At 62.1% G+C, this 18,137-nt stretch carries 17 protein-coding genes and 2 tRNA genes; 6 read left to right on the forward strand and 13 right to left on the reverse strand.

Translation table 11 applies throughout. From position 1 onward, the window contains the following. Nucleotides 1–11: 11 nt before the first annotated feature. Genes A3722_RS08180 through dtd form a run of 3 tightly spaced genes read left to right on the forward strand, consistent with a single transcriptional unit; the run spans nucleotide 12 to nucleotide 2,246 of the window. Nucleotides 12–1,124, forward strand: coding sequence for a TFIIB-type zinc finger domain-containing protein (locus tag A3722_RS08180; RefSeq protein ID WP_067916050.1), 1,113 nt, complete (start codon nucleotides 12–14; stop codon nucleotides 1,122–1,124). Continuing rightward, on the forward strand, nucleotides 1,121–1,798 hold the full coding sequence (locus A3722_RS08185) for a nitroreductase (protein ID WP_067626699.1): 678 nt from the start codon (nucleotides 1,121–1,123) through the stop codon (nucleotides 1,796–1,798). Before A3722_RS08180 ends, A3722_RS08185 begins: the two co-directional genes overlap by 4 nt. 1 nt (nucleotide 1,799) lies before the next feature. After that, nucleotides 1,800–2,246: a D-aminoacyl-tRNA deacylase gene (gene dtd / locus A3722_RS08190; protein WP_067626697.1), complete on the forward strand. Its 447-nt coding sequence runs from the start codon at nucleotides 1,800–1,802 to the stop codon at nucleotides 2,244–2,246. Between the two features lie 193 nt (nucleotides 2,247–2,439). Here dtd and A3722_RS08195 read toward each other — a convergent pair whose 3' ends face one another. From A3722_RS08195 to A3722_RS08215, 5 genes are all read right to left on the reverse strand, one after another. Continuing rightward, a complete protein-coding gene (locus tag A3722_RS08195) occupies nucleotides 2,440–2,700 on the reverse strand; it encodes a hypothetical protein (protein WP_067626695.1) in 261 nt (86 codons plus the stop codon). Then, on the reverse strand, nucleotides 2,690–2,932 hold the full coding sequence (locus tag A3722_RS08200) for a DUF1127 domain-containing protein (protein ID WP_067626693.1): 243 nt from the start codon (nucleotides 2,930–2,932) through the stop codon (nucleotides 2,690–2,692). The genes A3722_RS08195 and A3722_RS08200 overlap by 11 nt, the downstream gene beginning before the upstream one ends. Before the next feature lie 261 nt (nucleotides 2,933–3,193). Continuing rightward, nucleotides 3,194–5,074: an acyl-CoA synthetase gene (locus tag A3722_RS08205; protein ID WP_067626691.1), complete on the reverse strand. Its 1,881-nt coding sequence runs from the start codon at nucleotides 5,072–5,074 to the stop codon at nucleotides 3,194–3,196. 148 nt (nucleotides 5,075–5,222) lie between these two features. Continuing rightward, nucleotides 5,223–7,034, reverse strand: a complete 1,812-nt coding sequence (locus A3722_RS08210) for an ABC transporter transmembrane domain-containing protein (RefSeq protein WP_067626689.1) — start codon at nucleotides 7,032–7,034, stop codon at nucleotides 5,223–5,225. A gap of 156 nt (nucleotides 7,035–7,190) precedes the next feature. Further along, nucleotides 7,191–7,264: transfer RNA gene (locus A3722_RS08215), tRNA-Gly, on the reverse strand. A 168-nt stretch (nucleotides 7,265–7,432) separates the two neighbouring features. On the opposite strand from A3722_RS08215, the gene A3722_RS08220 reads away from it, so the two are divergent. Further along, nucleotides 7,433–8,368, forward strand: coding sequence for a YihY/virulence factor BrkB family protein (locus A3722_RS08220; RefSeq protein ID WP_067916052.1), 936 nt, complete (start codon nucleotides 7,433–7,435; stop codon nucleotides 8,366–8,368). A gap of 3 nt (nucleotides 8,369–8,371) precedes the next feature. Here the strand turns inward: A3722_RS08220 and A3722_RS08225 are convergent, their stop codons facing one another. The 6 genes from A3722_RS08225 to A3722_RS08250 all read right to left on the reverse strand — a co-directional run bounded on the left by A3722_RS08225 (nucleotide 8,372) and on the right by A3722_RS08250 (nucleotide 15,280). Further along, nucleotides 8,372–8,947 (reverse strand): hypothetical protein, encoded by a 576-nt coding sequence (locus A3722_RS08225; RefSeq protein ID WP_067627367.1) that lies wholly within the window; start codon nucleotides 8,945–8,947, stop codon nucleotides 8,372–8,374. Beyond that, nucleotides 8,944–11,184, reverse strand: a complete 2,241-nt coding sequence (locus A3722_RS08230; protein WP_067916054.1) for a xanthine dehydrogenase family protein molybdopterin-binding subunit — start codon at nucleotides 11,182–11,184, stop codon at nucleotides 8,944–8,946. Before A3722_RS08230 ends, A3722_RS08225 begins: the two co-directional genes overlap by 4 nt. A 2-nt stretch (nucleotides 11,185–11,186) precedes the next feature. After that, nucleotides 11,187–11,645: a (2Fe-2S)-binding protein gene (locus A3722_RS08235; protein WP_067628296.1), complete on the reverse strand. Its 459-nt coding sequence runs from the start codon at nucleotides 11,643–11,645 to the stop codon at nucleotides 11,187–11,189. 122 nt (nucleotides 11,646–11,767) lie between these two features. Further along, nucleotides 11,768–12,973 carry a hypothetical protein gene (locus A3722_RS08240; protein ID WP_067622950.1) on the reverse strand — a complete coding sequence of 402 codons (1,206 nt, stop codon included), beginning with the start codon at nucleotides 12,971–12,973 and terminating at the stop codon, nucleotides 11,768–11,770. Nucleotides 12,974–13,067: 94 nt separating this feature from the next. Further along, entirely contained in the window at nucleotides 13,068–14,504 is a 1,437-nt protein-coding gene (locus A3722_RS08245) for a TolC family outer membrane protein (RefSeq protein WP_082849398.1), read from the reverse strand. Between the two features lie 122 nt (nucleotides 14,505–14,626). Further along, nucleotides 14,627–15,280 carry a protein-L-isoaspartate O-methyltransferase family protein gene (locus tag A3722_RS08250; RefSeq protein ID WP_067622947.1) on the reverse strand — a complete coding sequence of 218 codons (654 nt, stop codon included), beginning with the start codon at nucleotides 15,278–15,280 and terminating at the stop codon, nucleotides 14,627–14,629. A gap of 143 nt (nucleotides 15,281–15,423) precedes the next feature. Between A3722_RS08250 and A3722_RS08255 the strand changes: the two genes are divergently transcribed. After that, nucleotides 15,424–15,497, forward strand: a tRNA-Cys gene (locus tag A3722_RS08255). Between the two features lie 72 nt (nucleotides 15,498–15,569). On the opposite strand, the gene A3722_RS08260 is transcribed toward A3722_RS08255, so the two are convergent. Together A3722_RS08260 and A3722_RS08275 are read right to left on the reverse strand one after the other, a co-directional pair. After that, nucleotides 15,570–16,646 carry a tyrosine-type recombinase/integrase gene (locus A3722_RS08260; protein ID WP_082849399.1) on the reverse strand — a complete coding sequence of 359 codons (1,077 nt, stop codon included), beginning with the start codon at nucleotides 16,644–16,646 and terminating at the stop codon, nucleotides 15,570–15,572. A gap of 489 nt (nucleotides 16,647–17,135) precedes the next feature. Further along, nucleotides 17,136–17,498, reverse strand: a complete 363-nt coding sequence (locus A3722_RS08275) for a hypothetical protein (RefSeq protein WP_150119979.1) — start codon at nucleotides 17,496–17,498, stop codon at nucleotides 17,136–17,138. A 296-nt stretch (nucleotides 17,499–17,794) separates the two neighbouring features. On the opposite strand from A3722_RS08275, the gene A3722_RS08280 reads away from it, so the two are divergent. Further along, the coding region (locus tag A3722_RS08280) for an IS110 family transposase (RefSeq protein ID WP_150120456.1) at nucleotides 17,795–18,137 on the forward strand (343 nt) is incomplete at its 3' end.

Genomic DNA, 18,137 nt, shown 5'->3' on the forward strand with positions numbered 1-18,137 from the left:
AAGCACCCCTTATGTCCGCCACCGATCTGCCCCCCGCCGCCCCGCTAAAAGAGCACCGTTTCCCCTGTGACACCTGCGGCTCTGACATGCGCTTTGATCCGGCGCAGTCGCTGCTGATCTGCGATCACTGCGGCAATGTGGAGCCTATCGACGGCACGGGTCGCCACGCCCATGCCATCGCCGAGCAAGATTTCCGCGCAGGCTTGCAATCCGCCCTGCCCGCTGCCGAAATGGAAGAGACCCGCGTCACCACCTGCCCCAATTGCGCGGCGCAGGTGGAATTCGAGCCCGGCAAACACGCCGCCGAATGCCCCTTCTGCGCCACGCCCGTGGTGATCGACACCGGCACCAACCGACATATCAAACCCCGCGCCGTGCTGCCCTTTGCCCTGCCCGAAGAAAGCGCCCGCGATGCCATGAATGACTGGCTCGGCGGTCTTTGGTTCGCGCCCAATGGCCTGCAGCAATATGCCCGCAAGGGCCGCCGGATGCAGGGTATTTACGTGCCGTTCTGGACCTATGACGCACAGACCGCCTCCAGCTATCGCGGGGAGCGGGGCACGGTCTATTACGTCACACGCACCGTTATGCGCGATGGAAAACGGGTGCAGCAGCAGGTGCCGAAAATCCGTTGGCGGGCGGCGTCGGGCCGGGTTGCGCGGTTCTTTGACGATGTGCTGGTGCTTGCCTCGCGCTCTTTGCCCAAGAAACACACCGATGCGCTGCACCCTTGGGACCTCTCGGCGCTAGAGCCCTATGCGCCGGAATACCTCGCCGGTTTCCGGGCCGAGGCTTACGGCATCACGCTGGAGGAAGGCTTTGTTCAGGCCCGCGCCCATATGGACCGGGTGATTGAACGGGACGTTAAATTCGACATCGGCGGTGACCGCCAGCGGGTGCATGACATCAACACCCAAATCAGCGATGTGACCTTTAAACATATCCTGCTGCCGGTCTGGCTGGCCGCGTATAAATACCGCGGCAAGACCTATCGCTTTGTGGTGAATGGCCACTCCGGCAAGGTGCAGGGCGAACGGCCCTATTCCGCGATCAAGATCACCTTCGCCGTGGTGCTGGGGCTGATCGCCGCCGCCATCGTCGGCTATTTCATGGCCCAGCAATGACCCAGACCTATGACCAATTCACCGACCTCTTGCAGGCCCGCTACTCCTGTCGCGCCTTTCTCTCTGACCCGCTGCCTGAGGAGACCATCACCCAGATCGTCAGCGCTGCGCGTCACGTGCCCTCATGGTGCAATGCGCAGCCATGGCAGGTGACCGTAACGCGTGGCGCAGGCACCGACGCCTTTCGCGCCGCACTGCTTGAGGCCGCAAGCGCAAATACCCCGGTGGAGCCGGACCTGCCGTGGCCTACAGGCTATTCGGGCGCCTATGCCGAGCGTCGCCGCACTTGTGGCTTCCAACTCTACGACGCGGTGGGCATCGCGAAATCCGACCGCGACGCGCGCAAGGCACAGATGCTGCGCAACTACGCGCTTTTTGACGCGCCGCATGTGGCCGTCGTGACAGCCCCGAGCGAGCTTGGCCCCTATGGTGCGATGGACTGCGGCGGCTTCGTCACGGCCTTCACCCTCGCCGCGACGGCGCTTGGCGTGGCCAGCATCCCGCAGGCCGCCATCGCCGCCTATGCGCCCTTGGTGCGTGAGGTGCTTGACCTGCCGGAGGATCGGCTGGTGCTCTGCGCGATCTCATTCGGCTATGCCGATGCCAAGCATCCGGCCAATGGCTTTCGCACCGAACGGGCGGCCCCCTCAGAGATTATCGATTGGAAAGACTGACATGCGCGCATTGCTGCAACGGGTGACTGAGGCGTCGGTCACGGTCGAGGGTGAGGTTATCGGAGAGATCGGCCCCGGCCTGCTGATCCTCGTCTGCGCCATGCCCGAGGATACCGAAGAGACCGCCGAGAAACTCGCCTTGAAAATCTCCAAACTGCGGCTGTTCAAGGATGAGGGTGGCAAGATGAACCTGAGCCTTGCGCAAACCGGCGGCGCGGCCTTGGTGGTGAGCCAGTTCACCCTCGCCGCCGATACCTCACGCGGCAACCGCCCCGGCTTTTCCGGCGCGGCAAAGCCCGACGTGGCCGAGGCGCTTTACGCGCATTTCGCCCGCAGCCTCGCCGCTCTGGACATTCCAGTTCAGATGGGACGGTTCGGCGCCGACATGTCGGTGGCGCTGGTCAATGACGGGCCGGTGACCCTCTGGCTCGACAGCGCAGCGCCTTGATATTGGGGTAGAAAGCATGGACCGGCAAGCTTGGGAGGAGGTAAGCTTGCCGGTCGGTATAACGGGTCCGGGAGGAGGAGGACCGTTAACATGCGGTGTCAGATCAACCCGGGAAGGAGGAGCGGGGTCCGGCACCTGACAATGCAGCGCGCAGGGCGCGACATTGATTGCTGAAGGTCATAAGCGCTACGGCTTACAGACCGTCGTATTCTTCTGTCACCAGCGCTTGGGCGTGCTGCGGAATCTGGTTGCGGTCGATACCCGCGCGCTCAAGCTGTGCGTCGCTCATGCTGTTGAGGACGGACTGCATACGCGAAACCTGCATTTGGGTGACGCCACGCGCCAGCAGGGTGCCGACTTTGCCAGCAGCGGTGCCAAGTGCACCGAATACCGGAGCGGTCGCGTCACGCAGGGAGAAACCGTGAGGGGCGGATAGGGTGTTGTCATACTTCATAGGTCTGTTCCTTCGAAAGTTCTTCCGACGCTACACGCCGGATGTCGTACCGCGCGATGCCGATGTCCGACAGTTCGCGATCACTCAGTACGTTAAGTTCTGTGAAAGTTCGGTTGTAAGCTGCGCGCCGGGCCTTGATCTGGGCCACACGACGGCGCATGCCGTCATAGGTGTGATGAAGCCCATCGAGCGCGGAGCTCAGGGTGGTGCCACGTGAGATTGCCATCGTCATAAGCGCAACTCCTTTCAGAATGCTGCAAGTGCATTATCAATGCTGCAATGCAGAAGTAGTACGCTCTGACCCTGTTTTGAACCCGCAGAATTTGCATAGGCGCTATGCCTGTCGCGAAAGGCCGGGGGCTAACTACAGGTAAACAGCTTAAAATTTTTGCGCCGATACACAGGAAATGTGCATCGGCGCAACGCAGCGGGGCTGCAATCGGGGAATTTGGGGAATGGTGGCGATCTAGGCCGCCCTACCCGTCTGAGTCGTTTAGCTCACAGGTTCCCAAGGGCGCGTATAGACGCTGAGCACTTTCGACACGTCGTCATGCGTGGCGTCATGCATGGTGACCTGAGCCACCAACCCCCGCTTTTTGTCGTCTATCACGTCGGTCACCCGCGCGGCACAGCCCGCCTTCTCAAGGCTGCCATTATAGACCCGCGTGATCGCATCCTTGCGCAGGTCGGGCTTAAAGATCTTGCCAACGGCGGTCTTGGGCAACTCATCCATGATCTTGAGGTGCTTTGGCTGGGCGGCCCGTTCGGCGACATGCTCGCGCGCAAAGGCGAGCAGTTCCTCTTCGGTGACCTTGGCGCCCTCCACCAGTTCGACGAAGGCACAGGGCACCTCGCCCGCATGGGGGTCGGGCTGGCCGATGGCCCCGGCAAAGGCGACGGCCTCATGGCCCAGCAGCGCCTCTTCGATCTCGGCGGGGTCGATGTTGTGACCGCCGCGAATGATCAGGTCTTTGGCGCGGCCCGTGATCCAGATGTAGCCATCCGCGTCGATCCGGCCCAGATCGCCAGTGCGCAGGTATTTGCCGTGGTAGAAGAGGTCTTTGTTCTTGTCTTCCTCGACATAGGTATGGCCCGCAAAGACACCGGGGTTCGACACGCAGATTTCGCCGATCTCATCCGTTTCCGCGTCAATTGGCCCGTCTGTCGTGCCCTTGATGATCCGCACATCCGAATAGGGGAATGCGATGCCGATGGAGCCGACCTTTTTGGGGCCATCCGTCGGGTTACAGGACACAAGGCAGGTCGCCTCGGTTAGGCCGTAGCCTTCGACCAGCGTGACCCCTGTGGCCTTTTCAAAGCGGCGGAAGAGTTCCAGCGGCAGCGGGGCCGAGCCGGAGAAGGCGGTCTTTACGGTGCTGACATCAGCGTCAATCGGGCGCTGCATCTTGGCCGAAATCGCCGTGGGCACGGTGATGATAAAAGTGATCTTCCACCGCTCGACCAGCTTCCAGAAGTTGTCAAAGACCCCGTCCCCACGATAGCCCTGCGGCGTCGGAAAGACCACATGCGCGCCCGAAGACACGGCGGCCATCAAGATGACGTGGCAGGCAAAGACGTGGAACAGCGGCAGCGGACACATGATATTGTCCTGCTCGCTGAACAGCAGGCGATGGCCCAGCCAACCGTTGTAGATCAGCCCGGAATACTTGTGCTGCGCGACTTTGGGCATCCCGGTGGTGCCGCCGGTGTGGAAATAGCAGGCAACGCGGTCTTCTTGCACATCCTCAAAGTTGAGCGAAGTGTTCTGCTTGGCGATCTCGGCGTTAAAGTTGAGGTATTTCGCCTGATTGTTCACCATCCCCTTGGGCCGCACCAGCGGGACGATCCAGCTTTTCGGTGGGGTCAAATAGCGGACCAGATCAACTTCGAGCACCGTATGCACCTTGGGCGCAAGACGCACCGCCTCGGCGGTCTTTTGGGCCACATCCGTTTTGGGGAAAGGCCGCAGGGTAACGACGACCGATGCGCCGACCTCGCGCAGGATCGCGCCGATTTGTTCGGCATCCAGCAGCGGGTTGATCGGGCTGACGATCCCGGCCACGGCACCGCCCAGCAGGGTGATCGTCGTCTCGTTACAGTTCGGCAGCACATAGGCCACCACGTCTTTCTCGCCCACGCCCAGGCTGCGGAACAGGTTCGCGGCCTGCGTCACACGGCCATGCAACTCTTGCCAGCTTAGCGTTTCGGCCTTGTCTTTGGGGCCTGAGAATATCTGATAGCTGACGGCGTTGTGGTTGGGGAATTTCGCGGTCGTATTGCTCAGCATTCCGTAGAGCGTCTTGGCCACGTCGCGGTCTTCCCACGGCATTTCCGCCGCGATGGCATTGCGGTCTTCGATCCCGGCGAATGTCATGGTGTCTCCTCCCCTATGCCGGTGTTCCGGCTTATTCTCCTCGCGCCAGATTGCGGTGAAACGCGCCGTTTCGCAAGCAATCGGCGGCAACAAACGCAACGTCACACTAGGGTGACGTAACGCCGGGGTTGCGTGGTTCAAGCTTGCCTTAGGCTGCGGCGACGGCCCCATCGGTGAATTGCAGCCGCGCCAGACGCGCATATAGCCCGTCGCTGGCCACCAGTTCCTTGTGGGTGCCGATGGCGGCGATGCGCCCCGCCTCCATCACCACGATGCGGTCGGCCTTTTTCACCGTGGCCAGACGGTGCGCCACGATCAACGTGGTGCGGTCGGCACTCAGACGGTCCACAGCAGCCTGCACCAGCCCTTCGCTTTCCGAATCCAGCGCAGAGGTCGCCTCATCCAGCAACAGAACCGGCGCGTCGCGCAGGATGGCACGGGCGATGGCGATGCGCTGTTTCTGCCCGCCAGACAGCATCACGCCACGTTCGCCTAGATAGCTGTCATAGCCGTCGGGCAATGCGGTGATGAAATCATGCGCGGCGGCGGCGCGGGCGGCCTCCTCAACCTCTGCGTCACTGGCATCGGGCTGTCCAAAGCGGATATTCTCGGCCGCCGTGGCGGCAAAGATCACCGGGTCTTGCGGCACCAGCGCAACAGCACGGCGGAAATGATCCCGCGCCACATCGCGCAGGTCCACACCATCCAGCGTGATCCGCCCCGACTGCGGGTCATAAAAGCGCAGGATCATCTGAATGATCGTCGTCTTCCCCGCGCCCGAGGGGCCGACAAAGGCCACCGTCTCACCCGGATTGATCTCGAGATCGATGCCATCCAACGCCGCCACATCGGGCCGGGCGGGATAGGTGAATTGCACGTTCTCAAAGGCGATCTTGCCCGCCACGGGCTGCGGCAGGGTGGTCTGCGCCTCGGGCGACGGGTCTTGCACCGTGTCCTCGGTCTGGAGCAGATCAACCAGCCGTTCCGTGGCACCCGCTGCGCGCTGCAACTCGCCCCAGATCTCGGACAGGGCGGCGACCGCGCCCGCGACCATGACCGCATAGATCACGAATTGCACCAGCGCGCCCGCGCTCATTACATCGGCGCGCACATCCCGCGCGCCGATCCACAGCACGCCCACCACGCCCGCGAAGACCAGAAAGATCACGATCACCGTCATCGCGGCGCGGGTCTTGATCCGGCGCTGCGCGGCGTCGAAAGAGGCTTCGGTCATCTGCGCGAATTGGCCCCGGCTTGCGGCCTCATGGGTGAAAGCCTGCACCGTTTGCACCGCGCCCAGCGTTTCAGAGGCGCTGCCCGAACTCGCCGCGATCCAGTCTTGGTTCTCTCGGCTCAGCACCCGCAGGCGGCGGCCCAGCGTCAGGATCGGGATCACCACCGCAGGCACGATCAGCAGCACAAGTCCGGTGAGCTTGGCCGAAGTCAGCAGCATCAGCCCCAAGCCCCCGACAAAGATCAACAGGTTCCGCAGCGCGATTGAGACCGAAGAGCCGATCACCGACAGGATCAGCGTCGTGTCGGTCGTGATCCGGCTCAGCACTTCGCCGGTCATGATGCGCTCATAGAACGAGGGGCTCATGCCCACCACGCGGTCAAAAACCGCGCGCCGGATATCGGCCACCACCCGTTCGCCCAAGCGCGTCACCAGCGCATAGCGCAGCCCGGTGCCCACGGCGAGCAGCGCCGCGATCAGCAGGGCGGCAACGAAATAAAGGTCGAGCAATTCGCTCTCCCCGGTGCCGAAATTGTCGATCACCCGGCGCACCGCCAAGGGCAGCGTCAGTGAGATCATCGCGGTCAGCACCAGCGCCGCCCCGGCGGCGGCCATGAGCACGCGGTAAGGGGCCATGAAGGGCATCAACGCCGCCAGAGCGCCGATCCGCCGCGACTTTTCGCGTTCATCTTTGGCGGACTGTGCGGGGGCTGGGGTGCGGGCCATGGGCTTTCCTTTGTCTTTCCACATCGGTCATGGCGCGGGGGCTGGGCAGGGTCAAGCAAGACCGCCCTCATGGGGACAATCTGCCGCCCCTGTTGCGCGCAGCAGGCGCAACTATCCCGCGCGGTGGCGGCGGTCAAAACAGGTCTGGGGAAAGAGTGGAGCGGGCGGCGGGAATCGAACCCGCATCATCAGCTTGGAAGGCTGAGGTCTTACCATTACACAACGCCCGCGCTACGGCCTCCCTCCTATTTTATCGCTCTGCGAGCGTCAAGTGGAGCGATCACCCTTTGGCAAGATCAATCGCATGAGCCTGCTCTTGCCAGTGGCCCGTCATCAAGGTGGCAGCCCGGGCCATCGGGCACTAGCTTAGCCTCATGGGATGAAAACGAGGCATTGGCATGGACGCCAGATCGGCTCAGGACCAAAAGCGCGAAGTCGTGTTGACCCACGGTGTTCTCAGCGAGAACCCCGAGGACCTGTTTCACGGCACCGGGCTGCGGGTCGCACGCGCAGTTCTGCACGAAGCGGTGCTGCGCCTGTGGAGCGATGATGCCTTTGGTATGGCCGGAAACGTTGCCTTTCGCGCGCTGCTGGCGATTTTCCCGTTCCTGATCTTTACCAGTTCGCTCACCGCCTTTGTCGGCGATCGGTCGATGGCCGATGACTTGATCCATTTCCTGATCGCCATCGTCCCCCCTGCCCTGATCGAACCCATCGTGTCAGAGGTGGAAAAGGTCATGACCGTGCCGCGCGGCGATCTGCTGAGCGTGGGTATCTTGCTGACCGTCTGGTTTGCCGTGGGCGGGGTCGATGGGGTCCGCATCGGCCTGAACCGCGCCTATGGGCTGCGCGAGACGCGCTCGGTCTTCACCATCTATGCGGTGCAGGTGGCCATGGTGCTGCTGGCGAGCCTGATCCTCGTGATCGTGGGCTACCTACTGGTGCTGGCCCCTCGGGCCGGGTCTTGGCTGCATATGTTAATGCCGGGCTTCGATCCGCGTTCGGTGACCGTCGGCCTTGTGCGCTTCCCGGTCTCGGCGACGATCCTGCTGGTGGCGCTTTTTGCCGCCCATGTGATCCTGCCCGCCCGGCGCACCAAGTTTAACAACATCTGGCCCGGGGTGGTGGCAACCGCCGTTGCATGGACCCTGCTTGCCGTGCTCTTTTCGTCCTACCTACGCAGCTTTGGCACCTATGCCAGCTATTACGCGGGCATGGCGGGGATCATCGCGGCGCTGTATTTCATGTATCTCGCCGCACTGGTGCTGATCTTTGGCGGGGAGTTGAACCGCGCCCTGCGCATTCGCAGACTGGCCCGCGCGATGAGCGATTGACCCTCAATCCCCTTCGCAGGGGGTGCCCGCAGCGCCCCAGACCGTCACATCATGCACCAGCGCATCAAGCGATCCTTCGGGCACCGACCGCCCCGCGCCGGGGGCGAAACCCCAGTTTACAAAGGCCGAGTTTTGCAGGTGATCGACCAGTGAGGCGATGTCATGCCCGTCGTTGGTTTCAGGGTCGCGCAACTGGGTGCAGACCTCTGCCGAGGTCTTGCCGAGCCACGCCAATTCCACCGGAGGCAGCCGCCACGCATCGTCGATATGCGGCGGGGCGTGGGGCACGGTATTGGCGGCGGCAGAGGTGACGTGACAAGCGTCGCAGGGAATGCTTTCGGCTCCGATCCGGCTCTCGCCCGCGCGCACGTTCATGCCATGCACCGCCTCTGGCCCATAGCCCAATGCTTGCCACATCGGCTGACCCTCTTCGCCTACATGGCAGTTGGTGCAGCGCGGGTGCGAGGTGACGGTAAAGATCCGGTCCCAAGCCGCCAGCCCCTCGACGCGATTGGGATCGTCCTGCGCGGTCGCAGGGGCGGCCAGCATCAGCGCGGCACAGATGGAGAGGTATTTCATGCGAAATCCACGGATTTGGAGAGGGGGAGTTCACGGATACGCTGACCCGTGGCGGCAAAGATCGCATTGGCCAGCGCAGGCGCGGCAGGTGGCACGCCCGGCTCACCGATGCCGCGCAGTTTGCCGCCATTCTCTAGCCCGCGCACCTCGATCTTGGGCGTCTGGTACAGCCGCAGCCCTTCGTAGAGGTGATAGTTGTCCTGCTGCGGCACCCCGTCGCGATAGGTAAGCTCGCAGTTCATCGCATGGCCCAAGCCCCAAATCACCGCCCCGGAAAGCTGCGCCTCAAAGTTCACCGGGTCCAACACGCGGCCCACTTCGGCGGCCACGAAAACGCGGTCGATCTTGAGACCCGCTTCGGTTTGGCTGACCTCGACCACCTCGGCCACCGGCACGCCGAAGGACAGGCAAAATGCCAGCCCCCGGCCCCGCCCCGGCCCAAGGTCTGCGCCCCAATTCGACATCTCGCCCACGGCCTCCAACACCCCGCGCGATGGCACATGGGTGCATAGCCGCAACCTTTCCTCCAAAGGATCGACACCCGCCGCATGGCACATCTCATCCATGAAGCTTTCGTGCAAGAAGCCGTTGCCTGAGGCCCCGACAGAGCGCCATGAACTGACCGGCACCATCGCAGGCACCCGGTGGCCGGTGACACGGTAGTCGGGGATCGCAAACGGCTGATCCCACGCCCCCGCCACGATGGCGATGTCGGGGCCAAAAACCGGCTGGTTCAACCGCGCCATTTGCGATTCCGCCGTCGAAGGTGCCGCGACGGCCAGATCATAGGCCGTGATCTGCCCGTCCGAGACCTTGCCACGGGCACGGGCCATGGCCAGTGGGCGGGGGAAGTCATGGGTGAAATCCTCTTCGCGCGACCAGACCATCTTGATCGGTGTGCCCGGCATCTGCTGCGCCACTTCGACGGCACGCAGAGTATAGTCATCCTCCAGCCGCCGCCCGAAACTGCCGCCTGACATCAGCACATGGATATGCACGTTCTCGGCGTCGATGCCAGTCAGCGCGGCGACATTGGCCTGCATGAAACGCGGAATCTGCGTGCCGGTCCAAATGTCGACGCGGCCCTTCTCAAGCTTCACCACGACGCTCATCGGCTCAAGCGGGGCGTGGGCCAGATAGGGAATGCGGTACTCGGCCTCCAGCACATCGCCGTCGGCAAGGGCGGCGGACATGTCGCCGTCATCGCGGAACCGGCTGTCTTGGCGGTCTTCGGTAAAGGAGGCCGCGACCGCTTTGAACTGCTCCGCCGTATCGCCGGTATAGGGCGACGGCCCCCAATCGCATTCCACCGCCTGCGCGGCCTGAAAGGCCCGCCATGTATTATCGGCAACCACCGCGACGCCGCCGGTGATCGGCAACACCGCCTTCACACCGCGCATCTTTTCGGCGCGGCCTGCATCAAATCCCATAATCTTTCCACCCTGCGCCGGGTTGGTGCGGGTCGTAGCATGGAGCATCCCTTCCATCGCCATGTCGATGCCATAGGTCTGGGTGCCGGTGGATTTCGGCACGATATCGGTGCGGATTTGCGTCTTGCCCAAATGCCGCCAGTCGCTGGGATCGCGCAGCGCGACCTCGGTCACCGGATCAATCTCTGCTGCGGCGGCGGCAAGGTCTTGATAGGCCAAGCGCATCCCATCGGGCAGCACCACGGCGCCCGCTTCGGTCTTAAGCTGGCTCCGCTCTAGACCTGTCTGCGCCACGGCGGCGGCCAAAAGCGTTTCACGTGCCACAGCCCCGGCCATGCGCAAGCGGTCATACATATCCGGCACGGTAGAGCTGCCGCCGGTCAGTTGCAGGCCCAGCAGTTTCCCCGCCACATCCGACGCCCCGCGCCCGGTCCGCGCGAGCAGCGTTTCAGAGGTCGCGGCAATCGGCATCGCCTCAACCCCGACCACGCCATTGTAATAGACCGGCGAAGGAGGGCCGGGCGTGATCTGAACCGCATCAAGATCGACGTCCAATTCCTCAGCAATCATATGAGCTTGGATAGAATAGGCCCCCTGCCCCACATCGGCGCGCGGGGTGATCAAGGTGACACCGCTTGCGTCGATTTTGACGTAGGGTGTGATCGCCGCCGCGCCGGGGGCAAGCCCCTCAAGCAGCGGGTTCTTTAGGTCACGTTTATAAAGATAGGTGCCAAAGGCGACACCCCCGGCAATGGCCGCAGAACCGACGATGAAACTGCGGCGGGTGATGGTGCGCAGGCGCGACATATTCAGGCCCCCCGCAAACGCGCGGCGGCGCTGTGGACCGCAGCGCGGATGCGCGGGTAGGTGCCGCAGCGGCAGAGGTTCCCGCTCATCGCGGCATCGATCTGATCGTCCGTCGGCTCGGGGTTCAACTCAAGAAACGAGGCTGCCTGCATGATCTGTCCGGATTGGCAGTAGCCACATTGCGCGACCTGATGCTCCACCCATGCCGCCTGCACCACATGCAGCGCTTCCGGCGTGCCCAAGCCTTCGATGGTGGTGACATTGCCGTTCACATCCGCCGCCCGCAATTGGCAAGACCGCACGGCCAGCCCATCGACGTGCACGGTGCAAGCACCGCATTGCGCGATGCCGCAGCCGTATTTCGGCCCGGTGATTCCCAACACGTCGCGCAAGACCCACAGGAGCGGCATGTCGTCTTCCACGTCCACTTCGTGGACCGTGCCGTTAACCGTCAATTCCATCGGTGATCCTTCCGACCTGTTGGCCTTAATGTAAACGGCGGCGCATATCGCGCAAGGCCACGCGCGGCGGGTCGCGCAGCGTCATCTTGTCAGGGGATGGCCAGCAGGTGCCGCCCCTTGGCCTATTCGAGGTCTTGTGCCGTGAGGGCGCGGTGGATCTCGCGGCGCACCAGTTTGCGCACATTGCGGGTGATCCGTTCGCCCAAAGCGCCTTGCAACTCGGCGCGGACGATCTCTGTCACCAGATCGCGCAGCGCCTCTTCGTCAAGGAACTGGTCATCGCCCGCCACGGCTTCATCTTGCGCAGAGACGGTATAGCCGAATTCCGGTGCGGTCGCCGCCGGATCGGCGACACGCGGGCCGCTGTCGGCAAAACGGCGCACCTGTTCTTCGACCTGCGGTGTCGAGGGCTGCGGGCGGCGCGGGGCCGGTTTTTTAGCCTCTACCATTGCCGTGTCGGCGATCGGTGCCTCTGGCGCCTCTAGCTCCGCATCGTCTTTCCACTCCATCGCCGGGGGCTCTGTACCGGAATAGTCGTTGTCGCCGGGGGCGTCGGGGTCCCAATCGTCAGAGATCTTGCCGATGGCTGTCTCCAACGCGGCCAGCTTGTCACTGCGGCTTGCGCCCGTGGCCTTGGCCACCGCCTCGGAGACGGCCCGGGCCTTGGCCTCAACCTCCGCCGCGGCGTCTGAAACGGGCTCTGAAGCGGGGGTGCCGTAGTCTTCGGCATGCAGATCACTGGGATCGTCATGCAGCATGTCATAGTCCAAAGGCGAGACCTTGGCGGGGTCAACGGCGGCGGGCTGCGGGCGGTCTTTGCCGTCCGAGGTGGCCACCCTGAGCGCCGGGGTCAGCACCAAACGGTCGCTCGACGCGCTTAGCGTTTTGTCGGCTGGGGGGGTGGCAGGATGGCGGGCGGAAACGAAGGGACGCTCTGTCTCGTCGGCACTGTCATCCTCATCGGTCTGCATGGCTTGGGTAAGGCTCAGCGGCTGCGGCGTCGTCTTGGGCAGCTCGCTGGTTTCATCATCGGAATCAGGGCGTGCTGGGCTGGCAGTGGTGGCACGCAGCGACAGATGCGGGGTGAAGTCCTCCGACGTGATCTTATCCGCCGCGGTCGAGCGCATGCTTTTGAACTCTGCCCCCTCGTCCTGCTGCTGGGGGGCAGCAGCCTGAGCCTCGGCGTCGGTTACAGGACCGGGCGCCTCAACGGGGCTGGGCACCGACGCAGGGCTGGACGTTTGCAGGGGACGCTTGTCTTCGGACACCAATCGGCGAATCGACGACAGCACGTCTTCCACCTCCGCATTTGTGACGGGTTCGGACATATTTCTCTACCACTCTTGCCTCGCGGATATCTTAACCGCGCGGGAGGATTCTCACAATGGGGCGGTGCAAAATGCCAAACGACCGTGCGAAACGTCAGTCTTTTTGCAACGCGCGCAGCACGCGATCCAGCGCTTGGCCCTCTTTGGAGTATTTAGCAGGGGCGTCCTTAACAAGGTTGTAATAGGCCCCCGCGTCATAGATCTGCACCGGCAGCTTCAGGTCCTGCGCGGTCAGACGCCCCGTGGCCGCCAGCACGGAATAGGCCGCCACATAAAGGTTGGCGCGGGCCGACACGCGGGTCGATTCCGCATCCAGCAGCGATTGTTCGGCATCCAGCACGTTCAATGTGGTGCGCGCGCCGAGGGTGGCTTCTTCGCGGATGCCGCGGAAAGCGATACGCGCCGCTCGGATCTGCCGGTCGGAGGCTTCCAACTGCGCCCGTGCCGAGGCCAGAGCCGCATAGGCATTGCCCACTTCCTGCTCGACGTCTTGGCGCACCACATGCAGGTTCGCACGCTGTGCGTCACGCTGCGCCATCGAACTGCGCACGGCCGAGGACAACGCCCCGCCCTGATAGATGGTCTGCCCAACCTGCACCCCGACGCTGCCGCTGCGGGTATAGGCCTCACTGTCGAAGGTCTCGTTCAGGCCATATTGGCCGTTCAGCGTAATCCGAGGGGCCATGGCCGCCTCGTTGGCTTCGACGCCAAGATCGGCAGCCGCCACCTGATGCTGTGCGGCGATGATCGACGGGTGGGTGCGCACGGCCAAGGCCTTGGCCGACGCGAGATCACCGCCGATATTCGGCAGGCTCGGCGGTTGGCTGAGGTTGCCCGGCGCACGGCCCACCGCGTTGCGATATTCCTCGACCGCACGCAGCAGCGTGCCTTCGGCCCCGGCCAGCCCGCTGCGGGCATCGGCAAGCTGCGCTTCGGCCAAGGCCACATCGGTGCGGGTAACCTCGCCCACGTCGAAACGATCCCGCGCGGCGCGCAGTTCTTGGGTCAGCAGCCGCAAGTTGTTGTTGCGCAACTCGACCGTTTCCGAGGCTTCGATCACGCCCATATAGGCCGCAACCGCGCGCAGAAGCACCTGCTGCTCTAGGTTCACCAAGGCCTGACGGGTGGCCAGCACGGTTTCTTTCGCGGCCTCCACCCGATAGGCGCTCGCGCCGAAATCATAGAGCAACAGCTCACCGATCAAGCTGATCGACGCCTTGAGACTTTCCGTCGACTGCGCCGGCAGCAGCGAAGAGCTGCGCGTGGTGCCGAAGCTTTGTGTAAGCCCCGCCGCCCACTGTAGCACAGGTTTCAGCGTCGACTTCGCCGTGGCCACATCCTCATCGGCGGCGCGCAGGAGCGCGCGGTTCTGGTTAAGCAGACCTGAATGCTCATAGGCCCCCACCAGCGCGTCGGCCAATGTTTCCGCCGAGGCCTGCCGCGGCAGGGCAGCGCCGCTCGCCAAAACAAGGCTCACCGGCACCGCGATGGCAAAACGTTTAAAGGTTTTCGTGAAACTATTTGCGCTCATGGCTCAATGCCCCTGAATGGCTTTTTTAGACCTTTTAGACCGGCCCATAGGCCGATCGGGACGGGTGCCCCTACCCTGAAAGCGTCGCGGCGCGCGATACGGATCGGCGCGCCATCTTTCGCTTACAGCTGGAATTCTGCATGACGTTCAAAGCCACGCAGTACCGGCGCACCGGCGTTAAATTCGGGCCGCCAGGACACCTGGCCACCGCGTTTATAGCCCACGCGCACTTCGCCCAGACCCCGATCCATAAAGAGACAAGCAATACGCCCACCCTCTTTCACCTGCTCGAGCAAGGCTTCGGGCACGTCGCCCACCGCCCCTTGAATCATCACAACATCATAGGGACCATGCTGCGGCGCGCCTTCGGTCAGCGGGGCGACATGCACGATCACATTGTCCGCTCCGGCCTGCGCCAGCGCTTCCTGCGCCTCGGCGGCCATCGCTTCGTCTTCCTCAACGGCGACGACGGCCTCGGCCATATGGGCGATCACGGCGCTGGAATAGCCCATGGCGCAGCCGATATCGAGCACCAGCTCGTCGTTCGTGATGTCGAGGTGATCGAGCATTTTGGCCAATGTCCGCGGATCAAGCAGCACGCGATCCTGCCCCAGATCAAGGTTCTCGCCCAGATAGGCGGCCTCGCGCTGCGCGGCGGGCACGAAGTCTTCGCGCTGCACGGTCAACATCGCGTCGATGATTGGAAACTTGGTCACATCCGAAGGGCGGACCTGCGTATCTACCATGGTTACGCGGCGGGCGGCGAAATCACTCATCAGCTAAACTCATTCGTTCAGGGTGTCTGAAGAGTGATGTGCCACATTGCCGGGCCAGCGGCAACGCCCTGACCGCATTTTCACACGCATATGGGTCTTGCGGCCTTCCTCGTGATCCGTTAGCAGTGCGCCAACCACCGGTCGGCGAGTTGGCGGAGTGGTTACGCAGCGGATTGCAAATCCGTGTACACCGGTTCGATTCCGGTACTCGCCTCCAATATTTTCAGTGACTTAGGCTCATTTTCTCGCGCCTGCTGCGAGCATTTTACAGGCCATTTTACATTTTCGTTCACGTTCCGCCCTCCCTGGCTGTGTTTAAAAGGGTTAGAACCGCGTCGGTTTCGTCCGGTGATACTTGTGCATATCGCTCGATCATGGCGGCTGCCGTGCGCAAGGACCAACCCATGCAACCGGCTATCTGTGCCAAGGACAGACCAGCGCGTAGCAATCGCGTTGCAGCGGTGCCTCTGGCGTCATAGAGCCGCAAGTCATAGCCGAGCCGGTTTGGCGTCAGACCAGCCTTGTTGCGCCACTGGCGCACACCCTCAGAGGCCCGGTGTTCAGTCAAAGGACCACCGCTGGCATTCGCTAGGATAAGCAACCTGTCGTTCGGGGTGGCATCTATGATTTCGGCCATTGCTTGACTGACCGGAACGAATGCAGATTTGCCGCGCTTATTTGTTTTAATGCGAATACGACGGCCCCCGGGCGTAGATTCAATGTGAGCCTTGGAGAGCCTGACCAAATCACCGGGGCGCATTCCGGTTTCGCAAGCGGTGACCAAAATACGGCCAACCCATTCGGGCGCGCGCTCCCGCACGGCTTCCACCTGAACCGGGGTCCAGACTACGTCTGAGCGATCAGAGCGATATACCTTTGCGAAGCTGCAATGATGCTCTGCTATCTTGCCTTGTTCCCGCGCCCAATTGAGAATGCGCGTCACCACTGTTCCAGCGTAGTCGTATTGCTTTGGCGAGTAGTTCCACTTCGATCGCCATTGGTTGACCTCGGCACGAGAGGCCGCGTCCTCAAACATCGCCACAGGGTCAGACTCAAATTCGACAGCGAACCTCATGGCCCATCGGCGGTAGTCCGACTGCGTGCGCGGCTTTAGGGAGAGAAATTCAGCCGATGAGATATAGGCGTCAACAACGGCTTCTGTCATTAACGTATTTGGCTTGGGCAATGCTCTCGCCATTGCGGCGGAATACGCTGTGAAGAAATTCGGGGACTTGGGAAATGGGCGTGCATCTTTCCAAAAGCCCGTGCCTCTGCGACCGCGAAGCGAAAAGTAATAGCACACAGTGCCATCGACCAGCTTTGCCTTGACCCGGTGAACTTCTGGGGGGAGGTTACCGCGCGGCATTACGCGCCCGCCTTGCCATGATAAGGCCATTCGCCGAACCATCAATAGACTCGGATAGCCCCTGTGCCTCATTCAGTCGGCGACGAACAAGCGCGGGGTCGAAAAACCCGCGCCGCCCGGGCACCGGCGCAATCCTCATGCTGGCGCACCAATCACGAAAGGCCGAAGTCGTACTGGAATAGCCCATTCTGGCGGCAAGATCGTCAGATGAGATGAGGGATATTTGCATAGTAGATTGATCAGTATTCATGCGTTCACCCATCCGAAAGCCCTTTGAAAATCGATATCGAGGGATCTGGCGATCTGTGCGCAAAGCAAAGTGAGGTTCATCACCACGCGGGGGGAGCCATCTGTACTGTTGACGCAATCAATCAGCATAGCCGCTTGCCCGAACCCATCCACGCCAGCAACTGCCGGGTCTGCGTCGGATACGATAGCAAGCGCGCCGTCTTCGTCGCAACCCGCACCCACGGCATAAACCAAAAGGGTTTACCCTTGCCCGAACAACTTGCATGCGAAGCGATCCTGTGCAGGTTCCAGCGGTGCACCTGCATCGGTTAGCCGGGGACCATTGATCCTGCTCGAATATGCGAAGTCGGCACCAATGCGATAGGCTACTTCTACCTTGGTTCCGGCACCCATAAGCGCCAAAGCTATCGCCCCTTGAACCACAGCCTCTAGCGAAATTTGGCGCTTACGTCCCCGGCCCGGGCCACTTGCCTTGTGCGCCTGAAACCCGGATTCTATGTAGATTTTTCCTTGCTCAAGATGCGATTGCCATCGCTTGGACGTGTTGCCCATCGCGGCAAGCGCCACATCAGACGGAAAGAAAACTGTGTCGGTCATACCCATGACTAGCTCCATCAGAATTAAAAAGGAATGCGCTTGGGTAATTTCTAGGAGACAAGGGTTAATGCAGCCGTAAACGATGCGAGCGGCAGTAAGTATTGGCAGCAACAAATCGCAGCTAGATCATTGAAATATCATTATATTCTCAACATTCAGAAAATGGTGCATCTGTTGCATACGAGCCGGAGTTTACGACGGAAGGGGCGGAAAGCTGATGGGGTGGATGGCTCCTGCTTCAACCGGCGTCGCAATGCGCCATAGTGCAGTTGTCAAAATCTGCTTATGAGAGGAGCCACCCCATGCAAGTTACCACAATCGGCGTTGATCTGGCCAAGAACGTTTTCCAGGTCCATGGGATCACCGCGAGCGAAGAAGTCGTGTTCAACAAGCCGCTGCGACGAACGCAATTTCTGCCGTTCTTTGCAAAACTGGATCCGTGCCTGATTGGCATGGAGTCGTGCAGCAGTGCGCATCATTGGGCCCGTGAACTGACAGCTCTTGGTCACGAGGTTCGGCTGATTCCGCCGATGTATGTGAAGCCATATGTCAAACGCGGTAAGTCTGATGCCATTGACGCCGAAGCAATTTGCGAGGCAGTGACCCGACCCACCATGCGGTTTGTTGCGACCAAAACAGTCGAGC

Source organism: Sulfitobacter sp. HI0027, from assembly GCF_001634775.1.
GTDB lineage: Bacteria > Pseudomonadota > Alphaproteobacteria > Rhodobacterales > Rhodobacteraceae > Sulfitobacter.

Coding starts and splice junctions, on each gene's coding strand:
- A3722_RS08220 (WP_067916052.1), top strand. CDS start 7,433: ATGGACGCCAGATCGGCTCAGGACCAAAAGCGCGAAGTCGTGTTGACC.
- A3722_RS08225 (WP_067627367.1), bottom strand. CDS start 8,947: ATGAAATACCTCTCCATCTGTGCCGCGCTGATGCTGGCCGCCCCTGCG.
- A3722_RS08260 (WP_082849399.1), bottom strand. CDS start 16,646: ATGCCGCGCGGTAACCTCCCCCCAGAAGTTCACCGGGTCAAGGCAAAG.
- A3722_RS08245 (WP_082849398.1), bottom strand. CDS start 14,504: ATGAGCGCAAATAGTTTCACGAAAACCTTTAAACGTTTTGCCATCGCG.
- dtd (WP_067626697.1), top strand. CDS start 1,800: ATGCGCGCATTGCTGCAACGGGTGACTGAGGCGTCGGTCACGGTCGAG.
- A3722_RS08200 (WP_067626693.1), bottom strand. CDS start 2,932: ATGACGATGGCAATCTCACGTGGCACCACCCTGAGCTCCGCGCTCGAT.
- A3722_RS08235 (WP_067628296.1), bottom strand. CDS start 11,645: ATGGAATTGACGGTTAACGGCACGGTCCACGAAGTGGACGTGGAAGAC.
- A3722_RS08205 (WP_067626691.1), bottom strand. CDS start 5,074: ATGACATTCGCCGGGATCGAAGACCGCAATGCCATCGCGGCGGAAATG.
- A3722_RS08250 (WP_067622947.1), bottom strand. CDS start 15,280: ATGAGTGATTTCGCCGCCCGCCGCGTAACCATGGTAGATACGCAGGTC.
- A3722_RS08180 (WP_067916050.1), top strand. CDS start 12: ATGTCCGCCACCGATCTGCCCCCCGCCGCCCCGCTAAAAGAGCACCGT.
- A3722_RS08230 (WP_067916054.1), bottom strand. CDS start 11,184: ATGTCGCGCCTGCGCACCATCACCCGCCGCAGTTTCATCGTCGGTTCT.
- A3722_RS08195 (WP_067626695.1), bottom strand. CDS start 2,700: ATGAAGTATGACAACACCCTATCCGCCCCTCACGGTTTCTCCCTGCGT.
- A3722_RS08275 (WP_150119979.1), bottom strand. CDS start 17,498: ATGGGTATGACCGACACAGTTTTCTTTCCGTCTGATGTGGCGCTTGCC.
- A3722_RS08210 (WP_067626689.1), bottom strand. CDS start 7,034: ATGGCCCGCACCCCAGCCCCCGCACAGTCCGCCAAAGATGAACGCGAA.
- A3722_RS08240 (WP_067622950.1), bottom strand. CDS start 12,973: ATGTCCGAACCCGTCACAAATGCGGAGGTGGAAGACGTGCTGTCGTCG.
- A3722_RS08185 (WP_067626699.1), top strand. CDS start 1,121: ATGACCCAGACCTATGACCAATTCACCGACCTCTTGCAGGCCCGCTAC.